Genomic DNA, 23130 nt, shown 5'->3' with positions numbered 1-23130 from the left:
GAGGAGGCCCTGCGCCTTCAAAAAGAAAGCGGAGGGCTCCTTGGGGAAATTCTCATCTCCCGGGGCCTTGTGCATCCCGTGGCTCTCTACGAAGCCCTGGCTGAGCAGGGAAATTACCTCTACGCCGGGAGGAACCTCGAAGAGCTCCTTGGAAGCGTTGACCCCGAGCTTCCTTCCCGCTTTGACCCTGCAGAGCTCCTTCGCCTTTCCCTTTTTCCCCGCCGCTTCAGGAACGGCACCCTCGAGGTCCTCACACCTTTTCCTGAAAACAAGGCTCAGGATGAGTGGCTGAGGAAAAACTTTCCTGGAGTTCCCTGCACCAAAATCCTCGTCACTCCCTATGAATTCGACTGGCTCCTCCACTTCTTCTTCAAAGACCGATTTCTTTCCGAGGCCACAACCGGGCTCTTCTTCCGTTCTCCAGAAGAATCGGCCGCTTCCCCTCTCATCCTCTGGCAGTGGGGAGTCCTAAGCGGGGTACTCTTTGCCCTCCTTTTTGGGGTGTTCTTTGCTCCTGCAATGACCCTCAAAATTCTCTTTGTCCTTGTGAACCTCTTCTTTTTCGGGAGCGTCCTTTTTAAAACCGTGGTGGGCATACGAGGGGCAATGGAAACAGCACCCCTTGAAATCACCGAAGACGACCTTGCCTCTCTCAATCCCCGAACGCTCCCTGTGTACACCATTCTCCTTCCCCTCCACCGGGAACCCCGCCGGATTGTGGAGCAGCTTGTTGCCTCCATCCGTTCCCTCGACTACCCTCAGGAGAAACTCGACGTCCTCTTCCTCATCGAAGAGGACGACACCAAAACGCTCAAGGCCTGCAAAGAAGCCCATCCTCCCTACAACGTCCGCTTCATCCTCGTCCCCCGGGGAACTCCGAAGACAAAGCCGCGGGCCTGCAACTTCGGTCTTGCCTTCGCAAGGGGAGAATTCCTCACCATCTACGATGCCGAGGACATCCCCGAAAAAGACCAGCTCAAAAAAGCCGTCGCCGCCTTCCGGAAGCTCCCCAAGGACTACATCTGCCTCCAGGCCTCTTTGAACTTCTATAACTCCACCCAGAACCTCCTCACCCGCCTTTTCACCCTCGAGTACTCCTTCTGGTTCGACTACCTCCTTCCGGGACTCTTCCACCTGCGCCTCCCGGTTCCCCTCGGGGGAACATCGAACCACTTCCGGACCGAAGCCCTCCGGTCCCTCGGCGGATGGGACCCCTTCAACGTCACCGAGGACGCAGATCTTGGCATGCGGGCGCATTACCGGGGATTCCGGGTGGGCGTTCTCCCCTCCACAACCTATGAAGAAGCGAACAGCCACCTCCGGAGCTGGATTCGGCAGCGCTCCCGCTGGCTCAAGGGGTACCTCCAGACCTTCCTCGTCCACACCCGGAACCCTCTCCACGTGCTCCGCACCTCCGGTTTTCGGGGATTCTTGACGCTTCTTCTCTTCATCGGGGGAACGCCCCTTGGGTACGCCGCTTCTCTTATCCTTTGGGGATTGTTCTTCGCCTGGCTTGGAACTCAAGGAGAATTCCTCCGACCTTACTTCTCGGGGTCTCTCCTCTGCATCGGAGCGGTGAACCTCTTTGTGGGGAACCTCCTTGGGGTGTACTTCTCGATGTTTGCCGTCTTCCGGAGAAACCTCGACCGGCTCTTTCCCTTTGCCCTCCTCAATCCCTTCTACTGGATGCTCGCAGGCCTTGCCGCCTGGAAGGGCATCGGGCAGTTCCTCACCCGACCCTTCTTCTGGGAGAAAACCGTCCACGGGCTCTACGAGGGGAAGCAATGAGGAAGTTCCTCCTTCTTTTTGGGACAATCTGCGTAGCCGTCCTTCTGACTCTTTTGAGCCTTCGAGAAAACTCCCTCCATCCCGAGGTACGCTTCTTTCTCTTCCGCGCCCTTGTGGTCCGGAACCTCCCTGACCCTGCCCAGGGCATCCTCACCACCCATCCTCCGCTTCCTCTCCTTCTTGCCCTTGCCCTGCGGGGGTACTTTCCGCTTGCCGTTGGGTTGAGCGCTACTCTTCTTCTCCTTGCGGGGGTAAGACGGGAAAATACTCTCCCGGTTTTCCTTGTCCTCCTCTCCCCGGTTTTCCTCCTTGGAACCATCAGGCGACCGGCGCTCACCCTTTTCTCTCTCTTTGCCGCCTTGGGATTCTCCGCAATCCTTGCAAGCGTTGACCGAAACGACCCGGAGAAGCTCCTTTTGGGGAATATCGCCTTTGGCTTCACCGCCTGCCTCCATCCCTTTGGAACCTGGATTCTGCCTCTTTTTACTCTCTGCGAGGTGCTCCTTCCTCGAGTCTCCCTTCCCCGCCGGGGAACCCTTGCCGCCCTTGCTCTCTTCCCATTCCTTGCCCTTCAGGGGATGGCGCTCTTTTTCGGATGGGTCTACGAAGGGTATGCTCTTTCTCCTTTCCGGGATCCGGAACTCTCCTTAGGAGTGTTCCTCTCAGGCATAGAAACTCCCTCCCTCGTGGGAGACCTGATTCCCCTTTTGCCTTTCCTTGCTCTTTCCCTCTTCTCCGGCCTTTCCAGGACGCTTCTCTTCTCAGGTATTACCCTCTTCTCCCTTCTTGCCCGTTCTCTTGTGAGCCCTTTCTCGGCGCTTCTTCCTGCTCTCCTTTTTGCCCTTGACCCCAAGCCCTGGAGGGGCTTAGTACTCGGGGCAGTCGCTCACCTTGCCGTAAGCTGGGCACTCTATTTTGCGGGAATTCTCCTGTGTTGAGAGGAGAAAAAGCTTTGTGCTACAATAGGAACGCCTATGGGGACGGTCATTGCGGTTGCCAACCAGAAGGGCGGAGTGGGAAAGACAACAACCTGCGTGAACCTCAGTGCATGCCTTGCCGAGCGAGGGCAACGGGTGCTTGTTGTCGACATTGACCCTCAGGGCAACGCAACAAGCGGCCTGGGTATTGATCGCCGAAACCTCAGGCAGTGCGTCTATGACCTCCTCATAAACGGTGTCGAGGCCGGAGAGCTCCTTAAAGAGACAGAGGTGGGAGACCTCTGGCTCCTTCCGGCGACCATCCGCCTTGCGGGAGGTGAAGTGGAGCTTGCCACTCTTCCAAAGAGGGAGCACCGCTTAAGGGAGGGCCTTGAACATCTTGTTCCGGCTTTTGACTGGATTATCATCGACTGTCCCCCCTCCCTTGGACTTTTAACCCTGAATGCCCTGACCTTTGCGGAGCGCCTCCTCATCCCCATTCAGTGCGAGTACTATGCCCTCGAGGGTCTTGGGCAGCTCATGAGCACCATCACCATGGTCCGGGGCTCCCTCAATCCCCGCCTTGAGCTTCTCGGGGTGCTCCTCACGATGTTTGACCCCCGCACGAACCTCTCCCAGCAGGTGGTCGATGAGGTCCGAAGGGTTTTCGGGGAAAAGGTCTTCCGTTCCATCATCCCCCGAAGCGTTCGCCTGAGCGAGGCCCCAAGCTACGGGAAACCCATAACGCTCTATGAGGGGAGCTCCAAAGGCGCTCAGGCGTACCGAGAACTCGCCGAGGAGGTTCTCGAAAGAACCCATGACAAAGCGCGGTCTTGGCAGGGGGCTTGACGCCCTCATCCCAGGAGCAGGACTTTTCGGAAGTCGGGCCATCCAGGAGGTGGAGATTGAAAAGCTCCACCCCAACAGCCTCCAGCCTCGCGTGGCCTTAGACGAAGAGCGCCTCGAAGAGCTCACCGAATCCATCCGCCAGCATGGAGTTCTCCAGCCGATTCTCGTGCGCCGGAGCCCTCAGGGTTTTGAAATCATCGCGGGGGAACGACGCTGGAGAGCGGCGCAGAGAGCAGGGCTTCGAACCGTTCCGGTTATCGTGGAAGAAGAAGTGGACGAAGAGAAAAAGCTCGAGCTCGCCCTGGTGGAGAACCTCCAGCGGGAGGATTTGAACCCCATAGAGCTTGCCCAAGGGATTCAAAAGCTCATCGAAACCTTCGGCCTGACGCAAGAGGAAGTTGCCGAACGCATCGGGAAAAAGCGCTCAACCGTTGCGAACCTCCTGAGGCTCCTTGAGCTTCCCGAAGACATAAAGCACCTTGTGGCTCAGGGAACCATTTCTCCCGGCCATGCAAAGACCCTTCTTGGGCTCCCAGAAGAGGAGCAGCGATCTCTTCTTTCTGAAATCCTCTCCCGTTCCCTCTCGGTGCGGGATACCGAAAAACTCGCTCGCAAGAAAAGGGAAAGGAAAGAACCTCAAGAGGAGAAAGAAAGGGAAGAAGCCCACATCGAGAATCTCCTCACCCACTACCTTGCCACTCGGGTTCGAGTTGGAAGGGGGAAAATCACCATTGAGTACTATGGTCCTGAGGACCTTAGAAGAATTTACATGCTCATTGTACGACCGGAATGACGAGGAGGGGTTCTGGTGAAGCGTCACCTTACGGTTTTCTGGATCAGCCCCCTGCGGGGACAGGTGAAGCGCCTGCACCTGCGATGGCAGACCATTCTCCTTGGGGCTTTCGTGCTCTTTGTGGGTGTGGGTCTTGGCATTGGGGGGGTTCTCTGGTACCAGGCACGGATGAGACACGAGCTCTGCACCACCATGGCGAAAATCGAGGAAATGCGGAAGAACCTCCTCGTCCTCGAAGCCCAGAAAAAGGAACAGGAGGAAAGGCTCAAGCACCTCCAGAGGGAAGCCGAAAACGTGGTTATCGAGCTCAACAACCTCCGGGAACTCGAGCAAAAGGTGCGAGAAATCATGGAGAAAAACCTCCAGTCCCAGCTCAAGCGCTTGGGAATTGATCTTTCTCTCCCAACGGCTGAAGTGCAGACCTGCATTCCCCTCCACCGCTTCCTGAGAGGCCTCTACATTCCCTCCCCTGAGGGAATGGGGGGTCCAGAACTCTTAGTGGCGGCTTTCCCACCCCTTCCGGCTCAGATTCTTCCCTCACCTCAAGACCTCACCACCCGGGCTCTTGAGGACACTCTCCTCTGGCTTCGGGGAGAGATACTCCTCCGGCGGAAAGCTTTTGAGGAAATCATCGACCTTGCAGCCAAAAAGGACCGGATTCTTGAGGTCGTCCCTTCCCGCTGGCCCACCTGGGGACGGGTTTCCTCAAACTACGGCTGGCGGCGGGACCCCTTCACCGGGAGGCGTGCCTGGCACACGGGGGTGGACATTGCCGCACCAACAGGACGCAGCGTCGTTGCTGCAGCCGAAGGCCGGGTGGTCTTCACAGGATGGAATGGGAATTATGGAAAATGCATCATCATCCGCCACGATTTCGGTTTTGAGACGGTTTACGGTCACCTCTCGAGAATCCTCGTCAACGTCGGGGATCGGGTGAAAAAGGCGCAGAAAATCGGGGAGATTGGGAGCACCGGCCGGAGCACCGGTCCGCACCTCCACTACGAAGTTCGCCGGTACGGAAAAGTGGTCAATCCCTGGCCCCATCTCCCCTGAGGGAACAATTGCCCAATGAACCGAGTACAAGACAAGGAGAAACCGAAGAAGGGGTGAGATGATGCGCAGATTCGTTCCAATCCTTGTCATCGTTTCCATTCTCGTCCTTCTGGGAAACGCCGCTTTCGGAGCGATGGAAAAGGTTCGAATCAGGAAAATGGAAATCTTCAAAGTCGACGGAATGCCCCAGGTCCGCATTGAACTCGAAGCGGAAGGGGACAGTGGCCTCATCTTCGTCCAGGCCTCCACGGACTACGACAAGTACACCTACGTTACTGATCCTGTGGCCATTGACCTCTCCACAAGGCAACCCTTCTTTGTCCTTCGCTTTGGAAAGGGCGATTTCCGGCGGGTGAATCTCCTCGAGAACGTCAACGAGGAAATCCCCGAGTTCGCCGAGGGGAAAAACGTTACCGTCTACGTGTACGAAGCCCGGTACACCTCCCCTGAGGGACAGCCCGAGGACATCAAGCAGGATATCGCCAAATACGGGTACGCCCTGCGGGGGGTTCTTGCCAAGGGGACAAAGGCCATAGAGCTTGCCAGGAAATGAGGGAAGGGAATGAACCAGCTCTACCGGGAAATCAGCGAGCAACCCGAGGTCTTCCGGCGTATCGCCCGAACGTACGTGAACGAAGAAACCTTTGCATCCTGGCGAGATGACCACTCAGGAACCATCTACCTCACGGGGATGGGGAGTTCCCTTTTTGCCGCCTATCCGGCGTACCTCCACCTCCTCTCCCGGGGGTTTCCGGTCGTCTTCACCGATGCCTCGGAGCTCCTCCACTATGGGCTTCCGGGGGTCAAAAACGGAGATACCCTTGTTCTTGTCTCCCAGTCGGGGGAATCCTACGAGGTTCTCGAAATTCTGAACCGTCTCTCCTCCCGCCCCCGGATTCTTGCCTTCACGTCTTCCCTGAAGAGCACCCTTGCCCAAAAGGCGGATAAAACCTTCGATATCCTGAGCGGAACCGAGTACGCGGTGACCTCCACGAAAACCCACACCGCAACCCTTGTGACCCTCAACCTCTGGGCTCTTGCCCAAACAGGGGAAAGAGAAGCTTTCCTCCACGCCTCCTTAGACCTTGAGCTCCTTGCCGAAGAGGCCGAACGCCTCATTGCGAGCGCTCCAGAGTGGACGAAGAAAATTCTTGGGGCTCTCGAGTTTGCCCGAAACGCCGAAACAAAAGTCATCATTGCCCGAGGACCTGCCCTTGCCTCCGCCTGGCATGGGTGCCTCCTCATGTACGAGTGCGCGAAAGAGACATTCTTGAGCTTCTCCGGGGGCCAGTTCCGGCACGGTCCTCTGGAGCTTGCCACAAAAACCATGCTTGCCGTTATCCTTGCTCTCCCCGGAAAGACCCAGGAAATTCTCCTGCGTCTTGCGGAAGAGCTTGCCGAGCGGGGAGTCGGGGTGCTCGTTATCGGGCAGGGAGAGAAGCTCCGGTACAACGTTGAGGTCCTTCCCCTCCACTTTCCAAATGAATTCTTTGCCCCTGCCTTAGCCGTTATTCCTCTCATGCTTTTTGCCTATACCCTTGCGGAGGACAAGGGAATCGAGCCGGGGAAGACTTTCCTCATTCAAAAGACAACCGTGAGGGAGTAGGAATGCCTAAGGTTTTCGTGGTGGGCAATGTGAGCCTTGACCTTGTTCTTGGGGGAATTCCTGACTACCCCGAGTGGGGGACGGAAATCCTCATCCCCGGGTACGTCATGCGCCCCGGGGGAGCGGCAAGCAACGCCTCTTTAGCCCTTGGGGCGCTGGGAATGCCGACCTTTATCGTTGCCACCGTGGGTGAGGACTCCCTTGGGGAAAACCTCAAGGCGCAGTTTGCCCGGGCTTCGGTTCGGACCGATTTTCTTTTTGCCGTCCCCGGGTACCAGACGGCCATCTCCATAGGGGTGACAAACGAGAGAACCAAGGAGCGGAGTTTCCTCACCGACCTTGGGGCTCAGGGGTGTCTTGCGGAAGAGCATCTTGAAATCATCTCTCCACACCTTGAGGATGGGGATTTCCTCCTCCTCTGCGGGTACTTCCTCTCGCCTCGACTCCGGACCGAAAGCCTCCAAAGGACCTTGGAGACCCTCCGGGGGAAACGCAATCTGACGCTCCTTTTTGACACCGGATGGCCCACCGAGGGCTGGACGGAGAAGGTACGCGAGGAAATCCGAAACCTCCTCCCCTTTTTCGACTACTTCCTCCCCAACGAGAAAGAGCTCGAGGGTGCAGGAGGAGAGGTTGTCTTTTCCCTCCCGAAAAAGGGGACCATCGTGAAGGAGGGGAAGAGAGGATGCACGGCGCACACGAAAGACGGGGTTTTCTCGGTACCTACAATTGACGTCCCCGTCACCGACACCATTGGGGCAGGCGACTACTTCAACGCGGGGTTCATCTTTGGCCTTGCGAGAGGCTACCCCCTTCCTCTTGCCCTGCGGTGCGCAAATCTCGTCGCCTCGCTCAACATCTCCCTCTCCTCCTCGCGGGACCGCCTCGTCACCGAGGAAATGCTTGCCAAGCTCCTCACCGAGGAGGCAGGAGTATGAAGGAAATCGCCCCCGGGGTCACGCTCCTTGGGTACCGCATCGTGCGTTTCACCTTCGACGCCACAGGTAACCGGGAAAAGAGCGGATGGGATGTCTACCCCGAGATCACGGTGGTAAAGACTCCCGAGGGCAAATGGGAAGGAAACCTCACTCTCACCATGAACTTCTTCTCCGAGGAGAGCCGCAACTTCGCCGTACACCTTGTGGCCCAGGCAAAGTTTCTCGGGGAGAACATCGAGGGAGAGAAGTTTGCCACCCTCTGCCGGAGCCAGGGTGCTGCACTCCTTGTACATCCCTTGCGCCTTTTCGTGCAGGACTTCCTTTCCAAGGTGTACCCCTGATGCTCTGGTACCTCTCCCTCCGCCACGGCAAACGCCTCCGGCAGATTCTCCGCACCTTCGCCCGGTACGGTTTACCGCTTCTTTCCCGGCGCATTCCCCTTTTTGAGCGGCTCCGTGCCTTCATTCCCCGGGAGGCCCTGAGGCGACCGCCTCAGGAAAACCTCCGCCTGGCTTTTGAAGAACTCGGTCCCACGTTCATAAAGATTGGCCAGATTCTGAGTACCCGCCTTGACCTTTTGCCGGAAGAGTACTGTCGGGAACTCCGCAAGCTCCAGGACCAGGCCCCTCCGGTGGATTTCCAATCCATCCGGGAAGTCATCGAGGATGAGTTCAAAAGACCCCTTGAGGAAATCTTCCCCTTCTTTGACCCCTCCCCCCTTGCTTCAGCCTCCATCGCCCAGGTCCATCGGGCACGCCTTCCTGAGGGAACAGAAGTCGCCGTGAAGGTCCAAAAACCCGGGGTCGAAGAGGTCATCCTTGAGGACCTTGCGATTCTTGAGGGGCTTCTACGAGTTGCGGACCGCTTGAACTTCCTCGAAGAGAGCGTTCCCCTTGAAGAACTCTTCCTCGAATTCCGCAAACATCTCCTCCGGGAACTCGACTTCCTGAGCGAAGCCCAGAACATGCGCCGTTTCCGGGAGAACTTCGAAGGATTCCCGGGAATCGTCATCCCTCGGGTTTTTCCTCGCTACTCTACCCGCCGGGTCCTCACAAGCGAACTCGTGGAGGGTCTACCCCTCTCTCACCCAAACGTTTCCTCCCTCAAAGAAGAGGACCGTCAGTACTTTGCCCGCCAGGGGATTGAAGCCATCCTCAAAATGATTTTCGAGGACGGACTCTTCCATGCCGACCCTCATCCGGGGAACATCTTCCTCCGCCTTCCCGAGCGGGAACTCGTCTTCCTTGACTTTGGAACCGTGGGAGTTATCGACCGGACGACCCAGGAGCACATGGTCCGGATGCTCTTTGCCCTCCTTGAGAAGGACACCGAGCGGGTTGTGGAAATTCTCGAGGAGGAATTCCTCCTCTCCCCTCTCCCTTCACCCCTTGCCTTTCGCCTTGACCTAAGCGAAGTCCTTGAGCGGTACGTGGCGCGGGACCTGCAGGAGATTCGCTTCGAGAGCGTGGTGCAGGAGTTCTTCTACCTTGCCCGAAAGTACCGTCTCCGTTTCCCTCCCCACTTTTCCCTGCTCCTCCGGGCCCTTGTGGTCGCCGAGGGCACAGGGCTTGTCCTTGACCCAACCTTCAACGTCTTCCCTCACCTTGAGGGAGCCCTCAAGCGGATTTTCACCCACTCTATGCGCCCGGAGAGAATCGCCGAGCGCCTCGGAGAGTACGCCTTGGACTGGAAAGAGTTCTTAGAACACCTCCCGCACCGCCTTGACCGGCTTCTTGCCCACACCGTCTCGGGGAAGATACGGCTCCAGGCTGAAAGCAGAGACCTCGAGGGAATGAACCGCCGACTCGAGCGGATGAGCACGCGTTTAGCTCTCAGCGTAATCCTTGGGTCGCTCCTTATTGGTTCCTCCCTGATCTACACGAATTACTCGCAAGCCCGGGTCCTTGGGATTTTCGGCATCCTCGGCTTTGCGATTGCGGCGTTTTTTGGGATTGCCCTCGTCATCGAAATGCTGAGCCACCGCTAATCCTCAAACTTCACCGCTGTCCCGTAGGCAATGATTTCTGCAGCTCCGCTCATGACCATACTTGTTGAGAGCCGCACTCCCAAAACTGCGTCCGCTCCGAGTTTCCTTGCCTCCTCCACCATCCGCTCTATCGCGATGCGTCGCGCCGCCTGGAACATCTCCGTGTACTCTTTGATTTCCCCACCAACTAAAGTCCGCAGAGCCGCAACGATGTCCTTTCCCAGCCAGCGGGCCCGGATGGTATTCCCGGAGACCACTCCAAGAACCTCCTTCACCTTTTTCCCCGGAATTGCCTCAAGGGTTGAGAGAAGCATGTTTTCACCTCCCGAGTACACTGTACCTGAAGGTCTCTCAGAAAAGGGGCATCGACGATTGAGTAGCTACGAGACAGCTTGTCCTGAGGCCTCCCGGAGCGTCCGATAGAGGTCGTAGACGTCCCGACCCTTGACAAGATAGGCAAAGGCACCTCTGCGCAGAGCCTCTTCCTCATACTCCTCGTACATACTGAGCATCACCACAGGAATGGAAAGCTCTTCTTTGAGCTTTTCAAGGAGCTCAAGTCCATCCTCCTCGTCAAGGCGAACGTCAAGGACCACCACATCGGGGTTGAGCTTCCGAAGGCGCGAGATAACCCCGCGGCCCCTGGTGCTCTTCCCCACCACCCGAAGGCCGGGCTGGGCATTGATGAGGAACTCCAAACTCTCAAGGAGGAAACGATTATCATCAATCAAAAAGACCCGGATTTCCTTAGATTCCCCCATGGAAACGCCTCCTTTATCTACAGAAAGCATAGCCCTCCTCTCGTCCCATTTCCATAGGTAAGAAGACTCAATTTTCGCGCTTTTCGTCCTATTCCTCCTTGAGGAAACCTTCACGAAAGGCCAAAAGGGCAACTTCCCGGCGGTCAGAAAGGCCGAGCTTCCGGAGAATGTTGCTCACGTGGTTCTTCACGGTCTTCTCGCTGATGAAGAGGAGCTCCCCTATCTCCCGGTTGCTCTTTCCCTGGGCAAGAAGGCGCACAATCTCCTGCTCCCGGGGCGAGAGCTTTTCCCGAAGGAGGGACTTTCCCCGAGGGACGGCCTGCTGCACCAAGCCGTGGATTTTAGAGTAGACGATACTGCTGAGAAGGACTTCTCCAGAAAGGCATGCCTGGATACTCCTGAGAAGCCGCTCTGGGGGATCCTGCTTGAGCACATACCCCCGAGCCCCCTCAAGAACTGCCTGTGCAATGACCCTTTCGTCCTCCTCCACAGTCAGCATGAGGAAAACCGTGTTCTTCTTAGCCTGGCGGAGGACCCGGAGGAGCCCAAGGCCGTCACCTCCTGGGATGTTGAAGTCCAAAAGCACAAGGTCCACCTCGAGGGGGAGGATTTTCTCCACCGCCTCCTCAAAAGAGTACGCCGAGGCCACAACTTCAAAGCTTCCCTCGGCTTCAAGGAGCTTCTGCAATCCTGCCACAAAAATGGGATGGTCATCCACTAAGGCCACTCGCCACTTCCTCACCTCCCTTCCACCTCGCCCAGGGGGATGAAGGCCTCGACTCTCGTTCCCTTCCCAGGGGAAGAGGTAATCCGAAGGCGTCCCCGCACTGCCCGAAGCCGGAGGCGAAGATTCTCAAGACCGAAGTGCTCCCCTTCAAGATTCTTTGGAACAAATCCCACCCCATCATCCTCCACAAGAAGACGAAGCCTCCCCTTCCCAGAGACACCAAGCACCACGCGCACTCTTTTGGCCTTTGCATGCCGGGCTACGTTGGAGAGGGCTTCCTGGAGGACCGCCACTACCGTCCGGTACACCCGGAAGGCCACAAACCCCGGGGGAATATCAATGCTCGTCTCTACGGCAACTTCCGGAGGGAGAAAGTTCCCTATCACTTCCTCAACTTTTCTTGCAAGCTCGGAAGAGGGTACCGGCTTCCCCCGAAGCTCAGAGAGAATGAGACGGGATTCCTCAATGCTCAAGGCGTTGAGATTCCGAATCCTTTCCACAAGCTCCCGAGTAGTCTCTTCATCTCCACCTACTTCCCGGGCCAGGAAATGGAGGTAGATTTGCTCAGAGGCAAGAATCTGGGCAAGACCATCGTGGAGCTCCCGAGCCAGGCGGTTCCGTTCCGCTTCTTTGGAAAGCCTCTTCGTCTCCTCAAGGAGCCGCAGGTTCTCAAGGCAGGACTCTGCAAGGGCTGGGACCACAGAAAGGAGGAGGAAATCCAAAACACCAAGGGCATTATCGCAGAAGGCAAAGAGGACATGGTGCTTTTTCTCCACCAGGAAGGGAAGGGCAAGGAGCGACTGCCCCTCAAAATCGAGAAAACAGGGTTTTCGCTCCTCAAAAAGAACGGCTACTTTTTCTCGGAGAGGCAAAAGGGCTTTCATAGTGAGCTTTTGGGGCCAGTTGTAGGCAAAAACACGGTACATCCTCCGAGGAGAAAAGCGGAATACGGCAACCTGCGAGACCCCCGTAAGCACCCTCACGGCATTGGAGAGTTTCGAGAACGCCTCTTCCTCTGAAGACGCACAGGGAACTGAACGAGCAAAGAGGGAAATAATCTCCGAAAGGGCAAGGACTCTTCGTTCATTCTGACGCCTGAGAGTATTCTCAGTAAGGAGAAAGCCTATGCTCTCTGCCAGAGCCAGAAGGCGTGGGAGATCCTCTCGGGGAAAGACAGAAAAAGAGGTGTTGAGGTTCAGCACCCCAATGACGTTCCGGGAACTGTCAAAAACCGGAAGGGAAACCGAGGCTTGTTTCCGCGCTTCACGGCGGTTGCAAGAAGATGCGGCATCAATGACAACGGGTTCTTTTCGCTCAAAGACCAAAAAGGCAACGCTCTCTTCCTTCTTCTCCACCCGTTTTCCCAAGTACTCGGGAAGGATTCCTTTCCCAGCGGCGATGTAGAGCTCTCCCTTTGCATCTCGGAGAACCAGCGATCCACTCTCTGCCCGGGCAACCTCAAGGGCAAGATCGAGGATGTGGTCGAGGACTTCCTGCTCTCTCTCGGAGAAAACGAACTCGTAAATACCTATCCCCCTGGGAGATTATACCACTTGTGCTCAGAGGCTTGCCATTCCCTGAAGGATGAAAGGAAATTTCGGTGGCGGAGGGGGTGGGACTCGAACCCACATTGCCCTTGAAGGGCGTACCGGTTTTCAAGACCGGCTCCTTAGCCAGTTCGGACACCCCTCCCGGGAGGAATTATACTTGCTTTCCTCTCCTCCTGCAACCTGCCCGCGCTTCTCTTTCCCACCCCATTCGGGCCGTAATCTTTCAGGACTCTTTTGCCATCACACGACGACCACCTTGAAGACAAACTAGAGGAGCCACCGCGAATCCGCAGCTTCGCCTGTGAGGCAATCCCTCAAAGAGGACATTGCTTGGGGGGAAGAAAAGGAATCTTGCCCTTCAAGGGACTTGATTTGGAACACAGAACATTGCAAACCTCGTATTTTCGTCTGGTGAAGCAATCTCTCCCTTCCTTCCGAAAAGTGCGAGACTGCTTCGCTTCGCTCGCAGTGACGAACCAAAGGGGCTTGCAATGACCCAAGTACCCAGGTGGTATAATACCCCTGGGGTGCCACAAAGTATATGGTGGCAACGTCTTGCGAGGTGCCGAGGGGAGAGGAATCTATGTCCCGCCGTGGCGTCAAGAAGAGGCTTACACAGGGCGCAAAAAGAAGTCTTGAAGACTTTATGGACATTCTCAGAAAGAATGTAGGGGAACTCAAGAGGCGGTTCAAGGTTCAGGAGATTGGGGTATTCGGTTCCTACGTGAGGGGAGAGGAAAACGAAAAGAGCGACCTTGACGTACTCGTCGCCTTCCAGGAACCCGTGGGGCTTTTTGCATTCCTGGATCTTGAGGAGTACCTGGAGGAACTTTTGGGAGTGAAAGTGGACCTTGTATCCAGGAAAGCCCTGAAGCCGCACATCGGGAAGCACATCCTCGAGGAAGTCGTCTACATCCATGAGGAAAAGGGACTACCGTGACTATATTCAGGACATCCTCGATGCAGTGAGGGAAATCCAGGATTTTCAAAAGGTATGGATTTTCCGACCTTCTCCAGGGACAGGAAAACCGTGAATGCCGCGATACGGAGTCTTGAAGTCATGGGAGAGGCAGCCTAAGAAAATTCCTCGGTCCCTGCGGGAGAAACATCCTGACATTCATAAGCTGATTCATGAGCATTTTGGCGTTGACGTCGAAATGTTGTGGGGGGGTCGTTACCAGGGAAATACCACCTCTTGGGCCGGCCATCCAAATGCCCTCCTTGACTTCGTAGATGAAGACAGAGAACTGTTGCAGACCTCAAGAAATTCAGATGCTTGTCCCCCGTCCACAAGCATTGCGACACCTCGAGCTATTTATTCTCCGTCTCCCTGTTGCGTAAAAATCATCGCCTGTATCTTCAGGAACCCACAAGGCTCTGCCTGGAGTGTGCCTAACGGGCAAACTATAGAGCGCTGCAAGGACATCCCGGACGGCAAGAAATGTCCTTAGAGTCGAGAATTTTTACTGTTTTGCATCCTGCTATCAGGAAGAGCATCGCGGGAAGCAGAAAAACTGGTGCACAGGCAATGCTGAACGAAAAAGTCGACCTCCACAATTCCTCTCCCTTTTGAGCACCTGGAAAAGAAGAAGAGCCAATGAAAAACTGGATCTGGCAACCCAGCTTCCGCAGCGCTTTCACGCCCTGGATCTCCGGCTCTGCGTTCCCTCCTTTCAATCCCTATTAAATTTTGGGCAAATCCTTTAAGACGCACATACACACATCACAAAAGCGCAGAAAATCGTTTCCCAGATATTTCCACAGCCTCGGGGCTTCGCATAAGAAGGACCACGCGGCGACGCCAAAAAATTTGGAAAGGAATGCCGCAGTCGCCTGAATTTTCCCTGAAACTTTCCTTTTGCCCCTTCGTAGTATATAATTGAGCTGTGCCGTGTGGCATTCCCCTCTTGCCCTGAGGTCGAGAGGGTGAAGGGAGGAGCAAATCCCTTCTGCTCCCCTGAAGAGAGGAAGGGCCACAAGCGATGCGGCGAAACAGAGGAAAGCCGAATCGCTAAGGCACAGAGGAAAATCCCAAGGTAAAAGGAGGTCGTGAATCGTGATAAAGTACATGTGGTTCCTTCTTGCCGTAGCATTTGTCGTGGCCGTCTTTGCCATCGTCGGCTGTAAGCCGGCAGAGACTCCTGAGGCAAGCCCAAGCCCGAGCCCAAGCCCTGCCCCCACACCGGACACCCGCTGCCCGCAGCCGGTAAGCACCGTGGTGCAGAGCCTCTACAATCCTTTTGACGAGGCCACTGCAAACACGATCAAAATCGTTATCACCTTCGACGAGCCGATTGCAGGAGATGTGGACTGCATTGAGAATCCAGCTTATTGGACATTTACGATTGTGAATGAAACAAGATATGACGGGAATCCCGATGATGCTGTAGCTCCGGGCGACGATGTAGATTTTGTTGGCAATCCCACCATCATTCTCAGCGAAGATGGCAAGACAATTACCATAAAGGGAAAAGTGAAAGAGACTGATTTAGAAAATCTTGGTACTGGAGTAGCCTTCAACTACGGTCTCATCTGCGATGAGGAATCGGCAAAGGCTTACAGAGAAGCTTTGGATGGAACAGACAAGGATGGCAAAGTAGGAACAAACGGAACAGTCAGCGTCAGTAAGTTCGCCAAAGTTGCCGACAAGATTAAGTGGAAGCTGAGCGCCTGGTGCCAGGTCTACGACGAGCTCGGGAACGTCTGCTGCGAACCGCTTGAAGGCGAAGCCTGCTGCAGCCCAGTCTGCGAGCCGGTAACGCCACCATCTGGTTGCCCACTGTGATGGGATTGTAAGCCAAAAAGCCCCGGGAAATCCCCGGGGCTTTTTGTTTGGCAACTTATTCCTGTGACTGGGGCAGCCCCGCTTTGAGTTTTCCCAGCTCTTCGACCAGGGTTTCAACCTCCTGAACCTCGGCAGGATCCCACTGGGGAGGTTCTAAAGAGCGCTCTCTTGCCTTCTCGAGGAGCTCCCTCACCCGAATGCCCCTCTCAAGGAAGAAGAGGGCTTCTTCCTTCTCCCCTTTCTCGAGGGAGTGGATACCCGCAATGCGGCACATTTTGGCAAGGTTCAGGTAAGGGCTGATCCTCAGAGGGTCTGCGGCAATGGCCCTCTCCATAAAGGACAGAGCTCTGTGGAACTCCCCCCGCTCCGCATAGAGAATGCCCAAATGTTCCAGGAAGAGCGAATTATAGGGAGCAAGGCGGATAGCCCGCTCACCTGCCTCTACGGCTTTCGTGTGGATAGCTTTGCTCCGCTCAAGATTGGCTTTTTTCCTGAGGGTTTTACTCAAGTAGTAGTAGATTTCAGGATTCCAGGGTTCAAGGCGTGTGGCCTTCTCCAGGACACGTATCGCTTCATCGAGTTCGTCTTCCTCAACGAAGTACCGACCAAAGGTGTACCACCACTCGGCCACAACTGAGGAAGAGGCCAGGGTGAAAAGGAAAAGAGAGACAAGGCCAATGGCAAGAGGATGCAATCGCACGGAACGGTTTGCCTCGGGAGAACAGTGTTTCCCGAGGAAAAAGGAGGCGGCGCATCCGGCAAGAAACCAAACCCCGAGCTGGTAGGCTCCAAGGCTGAAATTGAAGTCCACAAACCCGTGTAGGAAGGAAAGAAGGAGGCCACCGAAAAGCACCGTTGTCCAGGGGGTCCTGTCACTCCCAAGTGCTCCTGCCGTCTCCCTGATAAGGGAAAAGAGGAGGAAAAGAGCAGCGCCCACGACTCCCCCTTCGATGAGGAGCTGGAGGTAGAGGTTGTGGGTTGCCCTGGTGGCGTACGGGAAGGAGCGAATCGAAAGGTAGAGCGCCTTCCATCCCCCGCCACCCCAGCCGGCAAGAGGACGCTTGAAGAAAATCTTCAAGCCATCACGGTAGAAAATCAGGCGTTCCCAGACATTGCGGCTACAGAGGCTCACGTCAAGGAGCCTCGTAGCCCCACCACCCACGATGCCAGAGTGTACCGCAAGGAGGAAAATAATCCCCACCGCCACAAGAAGGAGGGTAACCCCAAGGAGAAACTTTCCCCTTGGCCAGGATGCCACACGCCTCTCAAGGGGAGAAAGAATGCCACGGAGGCAAGGGCTACAACACCCCCGGCAAAGAGGATTCCCAAAAAGGAAGTCTCGTAGAAAAAACCGTCAGTTACTTCGGGGCTTACTTTTGGAAAACAAAGAGGAACCGTGCCGGGAGCTTCAAAAAGCAGTTCGGGGCCTGGTTTCCCAGGCCCCGATGCAGCCTTAGAGAATCCCGCTCAGGTAGCTCTCAATAAGCGATGAACTCATCGGACCCACGTGGGTTCTTACTATATTCCCATCGCGGCCAAAGAAAACGTTGTGGGGAACATAGCTCACTCCATAGGTCTCGAGGATACCTCGATCCATAAAGGAAACAGTGGGATAGGTAACATTGTTCTGATTGACAAAGTACTCAATGCTCGCCTCTGAACCGTATCCCGCTCCAAGGACCACAAGACCCTGGTCCTTGTACTTGGCATAGACCGCATTAAGTGCGGAAACCTCCTCTTTGCAGTGGGGACAACCCGGGGAGAAGAAGACAAGGAGCACCGGCTTCCCCTTGAGAGATGAAAGGGTCAGGGTTCCCCCACCGACAAGAGGAAGGGTAAAGTCTTTCTCATCCATGTCCGTATTTCCCGGAAGCGGCGAGGGAGAGGGTGAAGGAGACGGAGAAGGCGAAGGGAAGAGGTCCAAAAACCACGAGCACCCAGAAAGGAGAAGGATCGCTGCTACCCCGCAAGCCAGGACAAGAAAAGAAAAAATGCGACGCATAGAAGTACCTCCCTTTGTGCAGAGATTGCCTTTATTGTACCACAGGAGAGAGAAGACGGTTGCAAATACCTGGGCCAACTGAATTCCTCGGTCCTGGCAACTAAAAGCGCCGCAATAGTACCCTTTTAGGGATTGTTACAGAACCCAATCCTATTGGCTCATTCCTGAGTCCAACGCTCACCTGAGACCGCTTCGGAGACGAAACGACGACCTCGCGGTGACGCTCTTGGTCCGCCATCGCGGGCGTAGCAAAGCAACCTCGCATTTTTAGACTTCAAGAGCAACATTACCAGAGACTGCTTTGGAGGCGATCCTACGACCTCGCAGCGACAAGCCCAAAATGTCACCGCAAACGCAGCAAAGCAGTCCCTTTCCCCAGTTCTTCACTGCGAGCCCCCTTGGTTTGTCACTCCGAGCAAAGCAGCCTGAGGTTGCTTCACAAACGAAACTACGAGTTCGCAAAGACGGTGAAAAGGGGCGAAACTACGAGGTTCGCAATGACTGCCAAAACTGTCACCGTATATTGGATCCGTAGTCAATCATTTCTTCGATGTGTTAATTTAAAGGCAAGGAAAAAAGGGGACGAAGGTGGAGTAAGGACGTGCTTCTGTCGTTGGTCTTACGAAGACCGTTCGCAATGTTGTCCCCCACCTTCGCCTCTCCCAATGCTTGGAAGAATTGAGGCCAAAGAGCCTGCATGATGAACGATGAGAGCATGGCGAGAGGAGAGAAGAGAAAAAGAAGCACAGGAAAGGAGGAAGCGTAATGGGTAAGATTGTGGTGGGCATCGATGTGGGGAAAGAGAGGTACAACGTGAGCATCTTCGATGGAGAGAAGCACCTCTTCCAGGGCTCTACCCCCGCAGACCCTGAGGCCTTCCTCAGAGAGGTTACTCCCCATCTCCCTGGAAAGAAAGAAGAGGTCCTCTTCGTCATGGAGGCGACAAGCATCTACCACCTCCGGCTGAGCCTTGCCCTCTTTGAGAGGGACTACAAGGTGAGTGTCGTCAATCCCTTCGTGGTGAAGAAGTACGCCGAGATGCTCCTCCGAAGGACCAAGACCGATCCGGTGGATGCCAGAACCATTGCCCAGTTCGGGTTCTCCACCTCCCCTTCCCTCTTTGCCCCCAAAAAGGAGGAAGGGTACCACCTCCAGGAACTCCAGAGGGCCATTGAGGACTACACCGCAAGGAGAACGGCCATCCAGAACCGCCTTGAAGCCCTCCGCCACCATCCCTTCCCCAACCTGAAGCTCAAAAGACTCTATGAGGAGGAGCTCCGAAGGGTTGAGGAGACCTTGAGAGCTTTGGAGGAAGAGGCCAAAAACCTCTCCATGGAGTACGCCCCCCTGGAGTACAAGCTCCTCCAGACCATTCCCGGGGTGGGGAAGAGATTGGCCTCTGCCATCCTTGGGATTCTCTTTCCCCTTGATAGGTTCCAGAACGCCAAGGAACTCTCAAGCTTTGTTGGCCTTGCCCCTCAGATTGACCAGTCGGGGAAGAGGAGAGAAAGAGCCTGGCTCAGTAAGAGGGGGAATCCTCTCCTTCGGAAGCTCCTGTACCTCGCAGCCCTCAGTGCCTCCCGGTGCAATGCCCAGTGCAGGGCCCTCTATGAGCGCCTCATTGCTCGAGGGAAACCCAAGAAGGTGGCCTTGATTGCGGTGGCCAATAAGCTCCTGAGGCAGATCTTTGCCATCCTGAGGAGTGGAGTTCCCTATGACCCCCATTACTTAGAGAAGAAAAGGAACCTTGCCCTTCAGGGGACTTGATTTTTGACACAGAACATTGCGAGGAGCAAAGCGACGAAGCAGTCTCATATTTTCAGGAAAGGCGAGATTGCTTCACCAGACGAAAATACGAGGTTCGCAATGACCTCTTTAGGGGATACGATGACCCCTTTGGGGGATACAAGAATATGAGGTTCGCAACGACGACCCTGATTTGCCCTCGGGGTGGCCCCCTCGATTGCTGCGAGCAAAGCAGTCTTGTACTCGTCCGTCTAATAGAGCATTACCAGTCGCCGTACGCCTTTCTGCGCCCAAGGTAAAACTCCGCCAGAGCAGTTCCCCCGGTGAGATAGAAATGTCCTGCATCCGGAAGGGATGAAAACCGGACCAGGATTTCCCTCTGCAGTTCACTCATTATCCCCTTGCCTTTTATGCCCAAAGTAACCCTCCCATAACCTCCTGACGTGTGCCGGAAGGCTCAATTCGGGAAGGAGTCTTTTTATTTCATCCCAATCCAAAAGGGAGACGTCTTCTGCCCCTCCACAGGTCAATATCCTCTTTGGACCAGTTGATGTACCTTTTTTGCTTCATCGTGCCACAAGGAGCCTATATTCTTTTAAAAGGAAGCCGGAAACTCGTCTCCTTTTCCGAGAGCCGGTCCCTTACCTTGATTTCCAGGATGTACTCCCCAGGGTCGATGTTGAAGGAAAAGGAAAGGGAGAGGAAGAGGCCAAAGACCGGGCTTCGGGCAAGGTAGCGGAAGTCCTGCCAGGGGTCCTCGCCGCCGAGGTAGTTGCCATTTTTATCGTAGACGGCGTAGCTCAGGGTGAAGTAGATGTGGTAGGTATCGCCCTCTTTCAGGATGGTATAGTTCTTCGGCTCGGCGTACACAAGCATCGTCTCGCCGGCCACAAAGCTTGATGAACGCCTTTCCCGGTAGACTCCAAAAGCCTGCGGTTCCTCCTCGACGAAGAGGTACACCGGGCAGGTGAGAGGGGCTTTGTTCCAGAGCAGAAGATACGCCTCTTCGACAAGGGCCTGGGCTTCCTCGATTTTCCCTTCAGTCACAAGAGTTGCTGCATCCTCAAGGAGCTTCGCTTCATCCTGGGCAAAAGCAAGACCGGCCAAAAGGACAAGACAAAGGACAAGGGGAGCGAGAAATTTCATGGGGCACCACTCCTTTGCGATTTCTTTCATTATACCAGTCTCTCTGCTACAATATGAACGCTATGAAGGAAAAAACTCTGGTCATCCGGAGAGCACGCGTGGAGGACCTCTCAGCAATTACCGAAATCTACAACGAGGCGGTCCTCACCACCATTTCGACGTTCCACCTCTACCCGAGGTCTTTCGAGGAGCAGGTTAAGTGGTTCGAGAGCCATACCGAGCGGTATCCCCTTCTCGTTGCCGAGGATAATGGAATGGTCGTTGCCTGGGCTTGCCTGAGCCCGTACTCTGACCGGGAGGGGTACCAGTACACAGTGACCGACTCCATCTACGTTCGCCGGGAATTCCGGCGCCAGCACATTGGGTATGAGCTTTTGAGCACCCTCCTTGAAGAGGCGAAACGCCTCTCATACCACTCGGTGATTGCCATTATCGCAAGCGAAAATATCCCGAGCATCCGGCTCCACGAAAAGCTCGGTTTTGTCCTTCGAGGAGTTCTAAGGGAAGCGGGGTTCAAATTCGGCCGATGGATCGACGTGTGCTTCTACCAAAAAATGCTCTCCTCATAGGGCTTTTGGGCTGTGTCATTCTTTCCTTTCCCATCCTTGCAGAGGAATACGTTGCCATTCAGGGCTCAACGACAGTGCTTCCTCTCGTCCAGGTTCTTGCCGAAGAGTACCTTGCCGAGCACCCTGAGGCCGACATCAGCGTGAGCGGAGGAGGCTCAGGGGTAGGCATCACAGCTCTCCTTGACGGAGTTGTGGACGTGGCCATGTCCTCCCGGGAGGCAAAGGAAAAGGAGATTGAAGCGGCCCGCAAAAAAGGCAAAGAGCTCATACCGTACATCATCGCGTACGATGCCATTGCCGTTATTGTCCACCCTTCGAACCCGGTGGAAAATCTCCCTCTTGAGACCCTCCGAAAAATCTACTCCGGGGAGATTACTAACTGGGAGGAACTTGGGTGGCGCAGAATGCCCATCGTTCCCATATCCCGGGATTTTGCCTCAGGAACTTTTGAGGTGTTCAACAAAGTGGTCCTGAAAGGAAAGGAAGTGACTCCCTCGGCCCTCATGCTCGTTTCAAACCTTGCCATTCTCCAGGAGGTTTCATCCTCTCCAGGGTGCATCGGGTACGTGGGGCTTGGGTACGTGCGGGAGAGCGTGAAAGTTGTGGCAATTGACGAGGTTTTCCCCTCCTCAGAGAGCGTGCGTGGGGGAGTGTATCCTCTTTCCAGGCCGCTTTACCTCTACCTTGCCCATCCTCCCGAAGGAGTCATTCGGGATTTCCTCGATTTCATTCTGAGTGAACGGGGCCAGAGAATCGTTACCGAGACGGGTTTCATTCCCGTTGCGGAAGAAAAGGAAAGAGAAATGGTTCTACCCAAATAGGTGATGCCGATGAAAAACCGCGATATCCTTGAGAAGAAGTTTTCTAAAAAGGAAGTAAAGAGTCGTCCGGGTCCAGGGGGAAGGACGATTCTCTATGTTGATACTGCTTCTGTTATCCGACGCCTGAACGAGGCGTTTGATGGGGACTGGTCCTTCGAAATCAAAGAGAAGCACATCGACGTGGAAAACGGCTACGTCTGGGTCCTGGGCCGCCTGAGCTGTGGGGGCGTGGTGAAGGAGCAGTTCGGCTCGAAAGCCATCGCCTACAACCCCGATGGGTCCTTTGTCGACCTTGGGGATGACCTGAAAGCCGCGGCGTCCGATGCCCTTAAAAAATGCGCCACGCTCCTTGGGGTGGGCCTCCACCTCTACGAAGAGGAGACGGAAGAGGAGCCTCAGGAGACTTTTCGCCCGGCAACCGAAAGGCAGAAGAGTTTCATCCGGGATCTCCTGAAAAGCCAGGGGAAGCCCGTGGACGAAAAAATGCTCTCCCGTCTCTCAGCCCAGGAGGCTTCTGAGCTCATCGACCGGCTCCGAGAAGAAACGAGTAAACGTTCATAAGGGGGGTTCCTATGCAGCTTTTTGGAAAGGTTGTGGCTGGAGTTTTAGGGATTTTCCTGCTTCTTTTTGCCGTGGTCGTGGTGGTGCTCTTTTTCAATGTCGTGCCCATCCTTGCCATCCAGGAGTGGCTCGTTGATTTCCATACTCTTCTCCACCGTAACGTTTTCACTAAAGCCCTGAGCGCTACGGGTATTGTGCTCCTTGTCCTTGGGGCGGTGTTCCTTTTCCGCCTTCTTCTCCCTCGGGGTGGGCGGTTCATTGTCCAGAAAACAGAAGAAGGGGAGGTTCGGGTCTCCTTTGAATCGCTCCATGCCCTTGCTCGGGAGGCCCTGCGAGGGTTTCAGGAAATCGTCTCCGTGACGCCAAAGGTTGAGCGAATCGGGCCTGATGCCCAGCTCCTTCTCCACCTTGTGGTCCGGACCGACACCTCTATCCCGGAACTCTCAAGCCTTGTGCAAACCAAAGTCCGAGAGCGCATCGAGCGGCAAACGGGTATCACCCTCAAGGACATCAAGCTCCTTGTTGACCTAC

General features: G+C 55.3%; 24 protein-coding genes and 1 tRNA gene. 17 read left to right on the top strand and 8 right to left on the bottom strand.

Features of this window, described 5'->3' with window-relative positions:
• The 10 genes from H5U36_02045 to H5U36_02000 all read left to right on the top strand — a co-directional run.
• Positions 1-1788, top strand: a 1788-nt coding sequence (locus tag H5U36_02045) for a glycosyltransferase (GenBank protein ID MBC7216959.1), incomplete at its 5' end; no start/stop codon positions are given.
• The gene (locus H5U36_02040; protein MBC7216958.1) at positions 1785-2726 is read left to right on the top strand and encodes a hypothetical protein; all 942 of its coding nucleotides are present in this window, start codon (positions 1785-1787) and stop codon (positions 2724-2726) included. The genes H5U36_02045 and H5U36_02040, both read left to right, overlap by 4 nt.
• Before the next feature lie 36 nt (positions 2727-2762).
• Positions 2763-3554 (top strand): ParA family protein, encoded by a 792-nt coding sequence (locus H5U36_02035; GenBank protein ID MBC7216957.1) that lies wholly within the window; start codon positions 2763-2765, stop codon positions 3552-3554.
• The gene (locus H5U36_02030) at positions 3523-4347 is read left to right on the top strand and encodes a ParB/RepB/Spo0J family partition protein (GenBank protein ID MBC7216956.1); all 825 of its coding nucleotides are present in this window, start codon (positions 3523-3525) and stop codon (positions 4345-4347) included. Before H5U36_02035 ends, H5U36_02030 begins: the two co-directional genes overlap by 32 nt.
• 768 nt (positions 4348-5115) lie before the next feature.
• On the top strand, positions 5116-5400 hold the full coding sequence (locus H5U36_02025; GenBank protein MBC7216955.1) for a M23 family metallopeptidase: 285 nt from the start codon (positions 5116-5118) through the stop codon (positions 5398-5400).
• 61 nt (positions 5401-5461) lie between these two features.
• A complete protein-coding gene (locus H5U36_02020; GenBank protein ID MBC7216954.1) occupies positions 5462-5953 on the top strand; it encodes a hypothetical protein in 492 nt (163 codons plus the stop codon).
• A gap of 9 nt (positions 5954-5962) precedes the next feature.
• Positions 5963-7006 carry an SIS domain-containing protein gene (locus tag H5U36_02015; protein MBC7216953.1) on the top strand — a complete coding sequence of 348 codons (1044 nt, stop codon included), beginning with the start codon at positions 5963-5965 and terminating at the stop codon, positions 7004-7006.
• A gap of 2 nt (positions 7007-7008) precedes the next feature.
• Complete coding sequence (locus tag H5U36_02010; protein ID MBC7216952.1) at positions 7009-7944, top strand: carbohydrate kinase family protein; 936 nt, start codon at positions 7009-7011, stop codon at positions 7942-7944.
• Entirely contained in the window at positions 7941-8285 is a 345-nt protein-coding gene (locus H5U36_02005; GenBank protein MBC7216951.1) for a hypothetical protein, read from the top strand. Before H5U36_02010 ends, H5U36_02005 begins: the two co-directional genes overlap by 4 nt.
• Positions 8285-9931, top strand: a complete 1647-nt coding sequence (locus tag H5U36_02000) for an AarF/ABC1/UbiB kinase family protein (protein MBC7216950.1) — start codon at positions 8285-8287, stop codon at positions 9929-9931. The genes H5U36_02005 and H5U36_02000 overlap by 1 nt, the downstream gene beginning before the upstream one ends.
• Here H5U36_02000 and H5U36_01995 read toward each other — a convergent pair.
• From H5U36_01995 to H5U36_01975, 5 genes are all read right to left on the bottom strand, one after another.
• Positions 9928-10245 (bottom strand): YbjQ family protein, encoded by a 318-nt coding sequence (locus tag H5U36_01995; protein ID MBC7216949.1) that lies wholly within the window; start codon positions 10243-10245, stop codon positions 9928-9930. The two genes, H5U36_02000 and H5U36_01995, sit on opposite strands and share 4 nt — an antisense overlap.
• A 66-nt stretch (positions 10246-10311) precedes the next feature.
• Complete coding sequence (locus H5U36_01990; GenBank protein ID MBC7216948.1) at positions 10312-10692, bottom strand: response regulator transcription factor; 381 nt, start codon at positions 10690-10692, stop codon at positions 10312-10314.
• Positions 10693-10780: 88 nt separating this feature from the next.
• On the bottom strand, positions 10781-11434 hold the full coding sequence (locus H5U36_01985) for a response regulator transcription factor (protein ID MBC7216947.1): 654 nt from the start codon (positions 11432-11434) through the stop codon (positions 10781-10783).
• Positions 11431-12774, bottom strand: coding sequence for a hypothetical protein (locus H5U36_01980; protein ID MBC7216946.1), 1344 nt, complete (start codon positions 12772-12774; stop codon positions 11431-11433). The genes H5U36_01985 and H5U36_01980 overlap by 4 nt, the downstream gene beginning before the upstream one ends.
• A 246-nt stretch (positions 12775-13020) precedes the next feature.
• Positions 13021-13111, bottom strand: a tRNA-Ser gene (locus H5U36_01975).
• Positions 13112-13552: 441 nt separating this feature from the next.
• Here H5U36_01975 and H5U36_01970 point away from each other — a divergent pair.
• Positions 13553-13909 (top strand): nucleotidyltransferase family protein, encoded by a 357-nt coding sequence (locus H5U36_01970; protein ID MBC7216945.1) that lies wholly within the window; start codon positions 13553-13555, stop codon positions 13907-13909.
• Between the two features lie 1116 nt (positions 13910-15025).
• Complete coding sequence (locus H5U36_01965) at positions 15026-15754, top strand: hypothetical protein (protein ID MBC7216944.1); 729 nt, start codon at positions 15026-15028, stop codon at positions 15752-15754.
• A 55-nt stretch (positions 15755-15809) separates the two neighbouring features.
• Here H5U36_01965 and H5U36_01960 read toward each other — a convergent pair whose 3' ends face one another.
• Entirely contained in the window at positions 15810-17012 is a 1203-nt protein-coding gene (locus H5U36_01960) for an O-antigen ligase family protein (GenBank protein MBC7216943.1), read from the bottom strand.
• Positions 17013-17207: 195 nt separating this feature from the next.
• Entirely contained in the window at positions 17208-17756 is a 549-nt protein-coding gene (locus H5U36_01955; protein MBC7216942.1) for a TlpA family protein disulfide reductase, read from the bottom strand.
• 765 nt (positions 17757-18521) lie between these two features.
• Here H5U36_01955 and H5U36_01950 point away from each other — a divergent pair.
• Positions 18522-19523 carry an IS110 family transposase gene (locus H5U36_01950; protein MBC7216941.1) on the top strand — a complete coding sequence of 334 codons (1002 nt, stop codon included), beginning with the start codon at positions 18522-18524 and terminating at the stop codon, positions 19521-19523.
• Between the two features lie 564 nt (positions 19524-20087).
• Here the strand turns inward: H5U36_01950 and H5U36_01945 are convergent.
• Positions 20088-20678: a hypothetical protein gene (locus H5U36_01945; protein ID MBC7216940.1), complete on the bottom strand. Its 591-nt coding sequence runs from the start codon at positions 20676-20678 to the stop codon at positions 20088-20090.
• Between the two features lie 32 nt (positions 20679-20710).
• Here H5U36_01945 and H5U36_01940 point away from each other — a divergent pair, with 32 nt between their 5' ends.
• From H5U36_01940 to amaP, 4 genes are all read left to right on the top strand, one after another.
• Positions 20711-21217, top strand: a complete 507-nt coding sequence (locus tag H5U36_01940; GenBank protein MBC7216939.1) for an N-acetyltransferase — start codon at positions 20711-20713, stop codon at positions 21215-21217.
• Positions 21175-22038 carry a phosphate ABC transporter substrate-binding protein gene (locus tag H5U36_01935; GenBank protein MBC7216938.1) on the top strand — a complete coding sequence of 288 codons (864 nt, stop codon included), beginning with the start codon at positions 21175-21177 and terminating at the stop codon, positions 22036-22038. Before H5U36_01940 ends, H5U36_01935 begins: the two co-directional genes overlap by 43 nt.
• A gap of 9 nt (positions 22039-22047) precedes the next feature.
• Positions 22048-22599 (top strand): hypothetical protein, encoded by a 552-nt coding sequence (locus tag H5U36_01930; protein MBC7216937.1) that lies wholly within the window; start codon positions 22048-22050, stop codon positions 22597-22599.
• Positions 22600-22610: 11 nt separating this feature from the next.
• On the top strand, positions 22611-23130 hold a 520-nt coding region (gene amaP, locus H5U36_01925), incomplete at its 3' end, for an alkaline shock response membrane anchor protein AmaP (GenBank protein MBC7216936.1).

The organism is Candidatus Caldatribacterium sp. (genome assembly GCA_014359405.1).
Classification (GTDB): Bacteria; Atribacterota; Atribacteria; order Atribacterales; family Caldatribacteriaceae; genus Caldatribacterium; species Caldatribacterium oleiphilum.
This window is presented reverse-complemented; position numbering and strand designations above follow the sequence as displayed.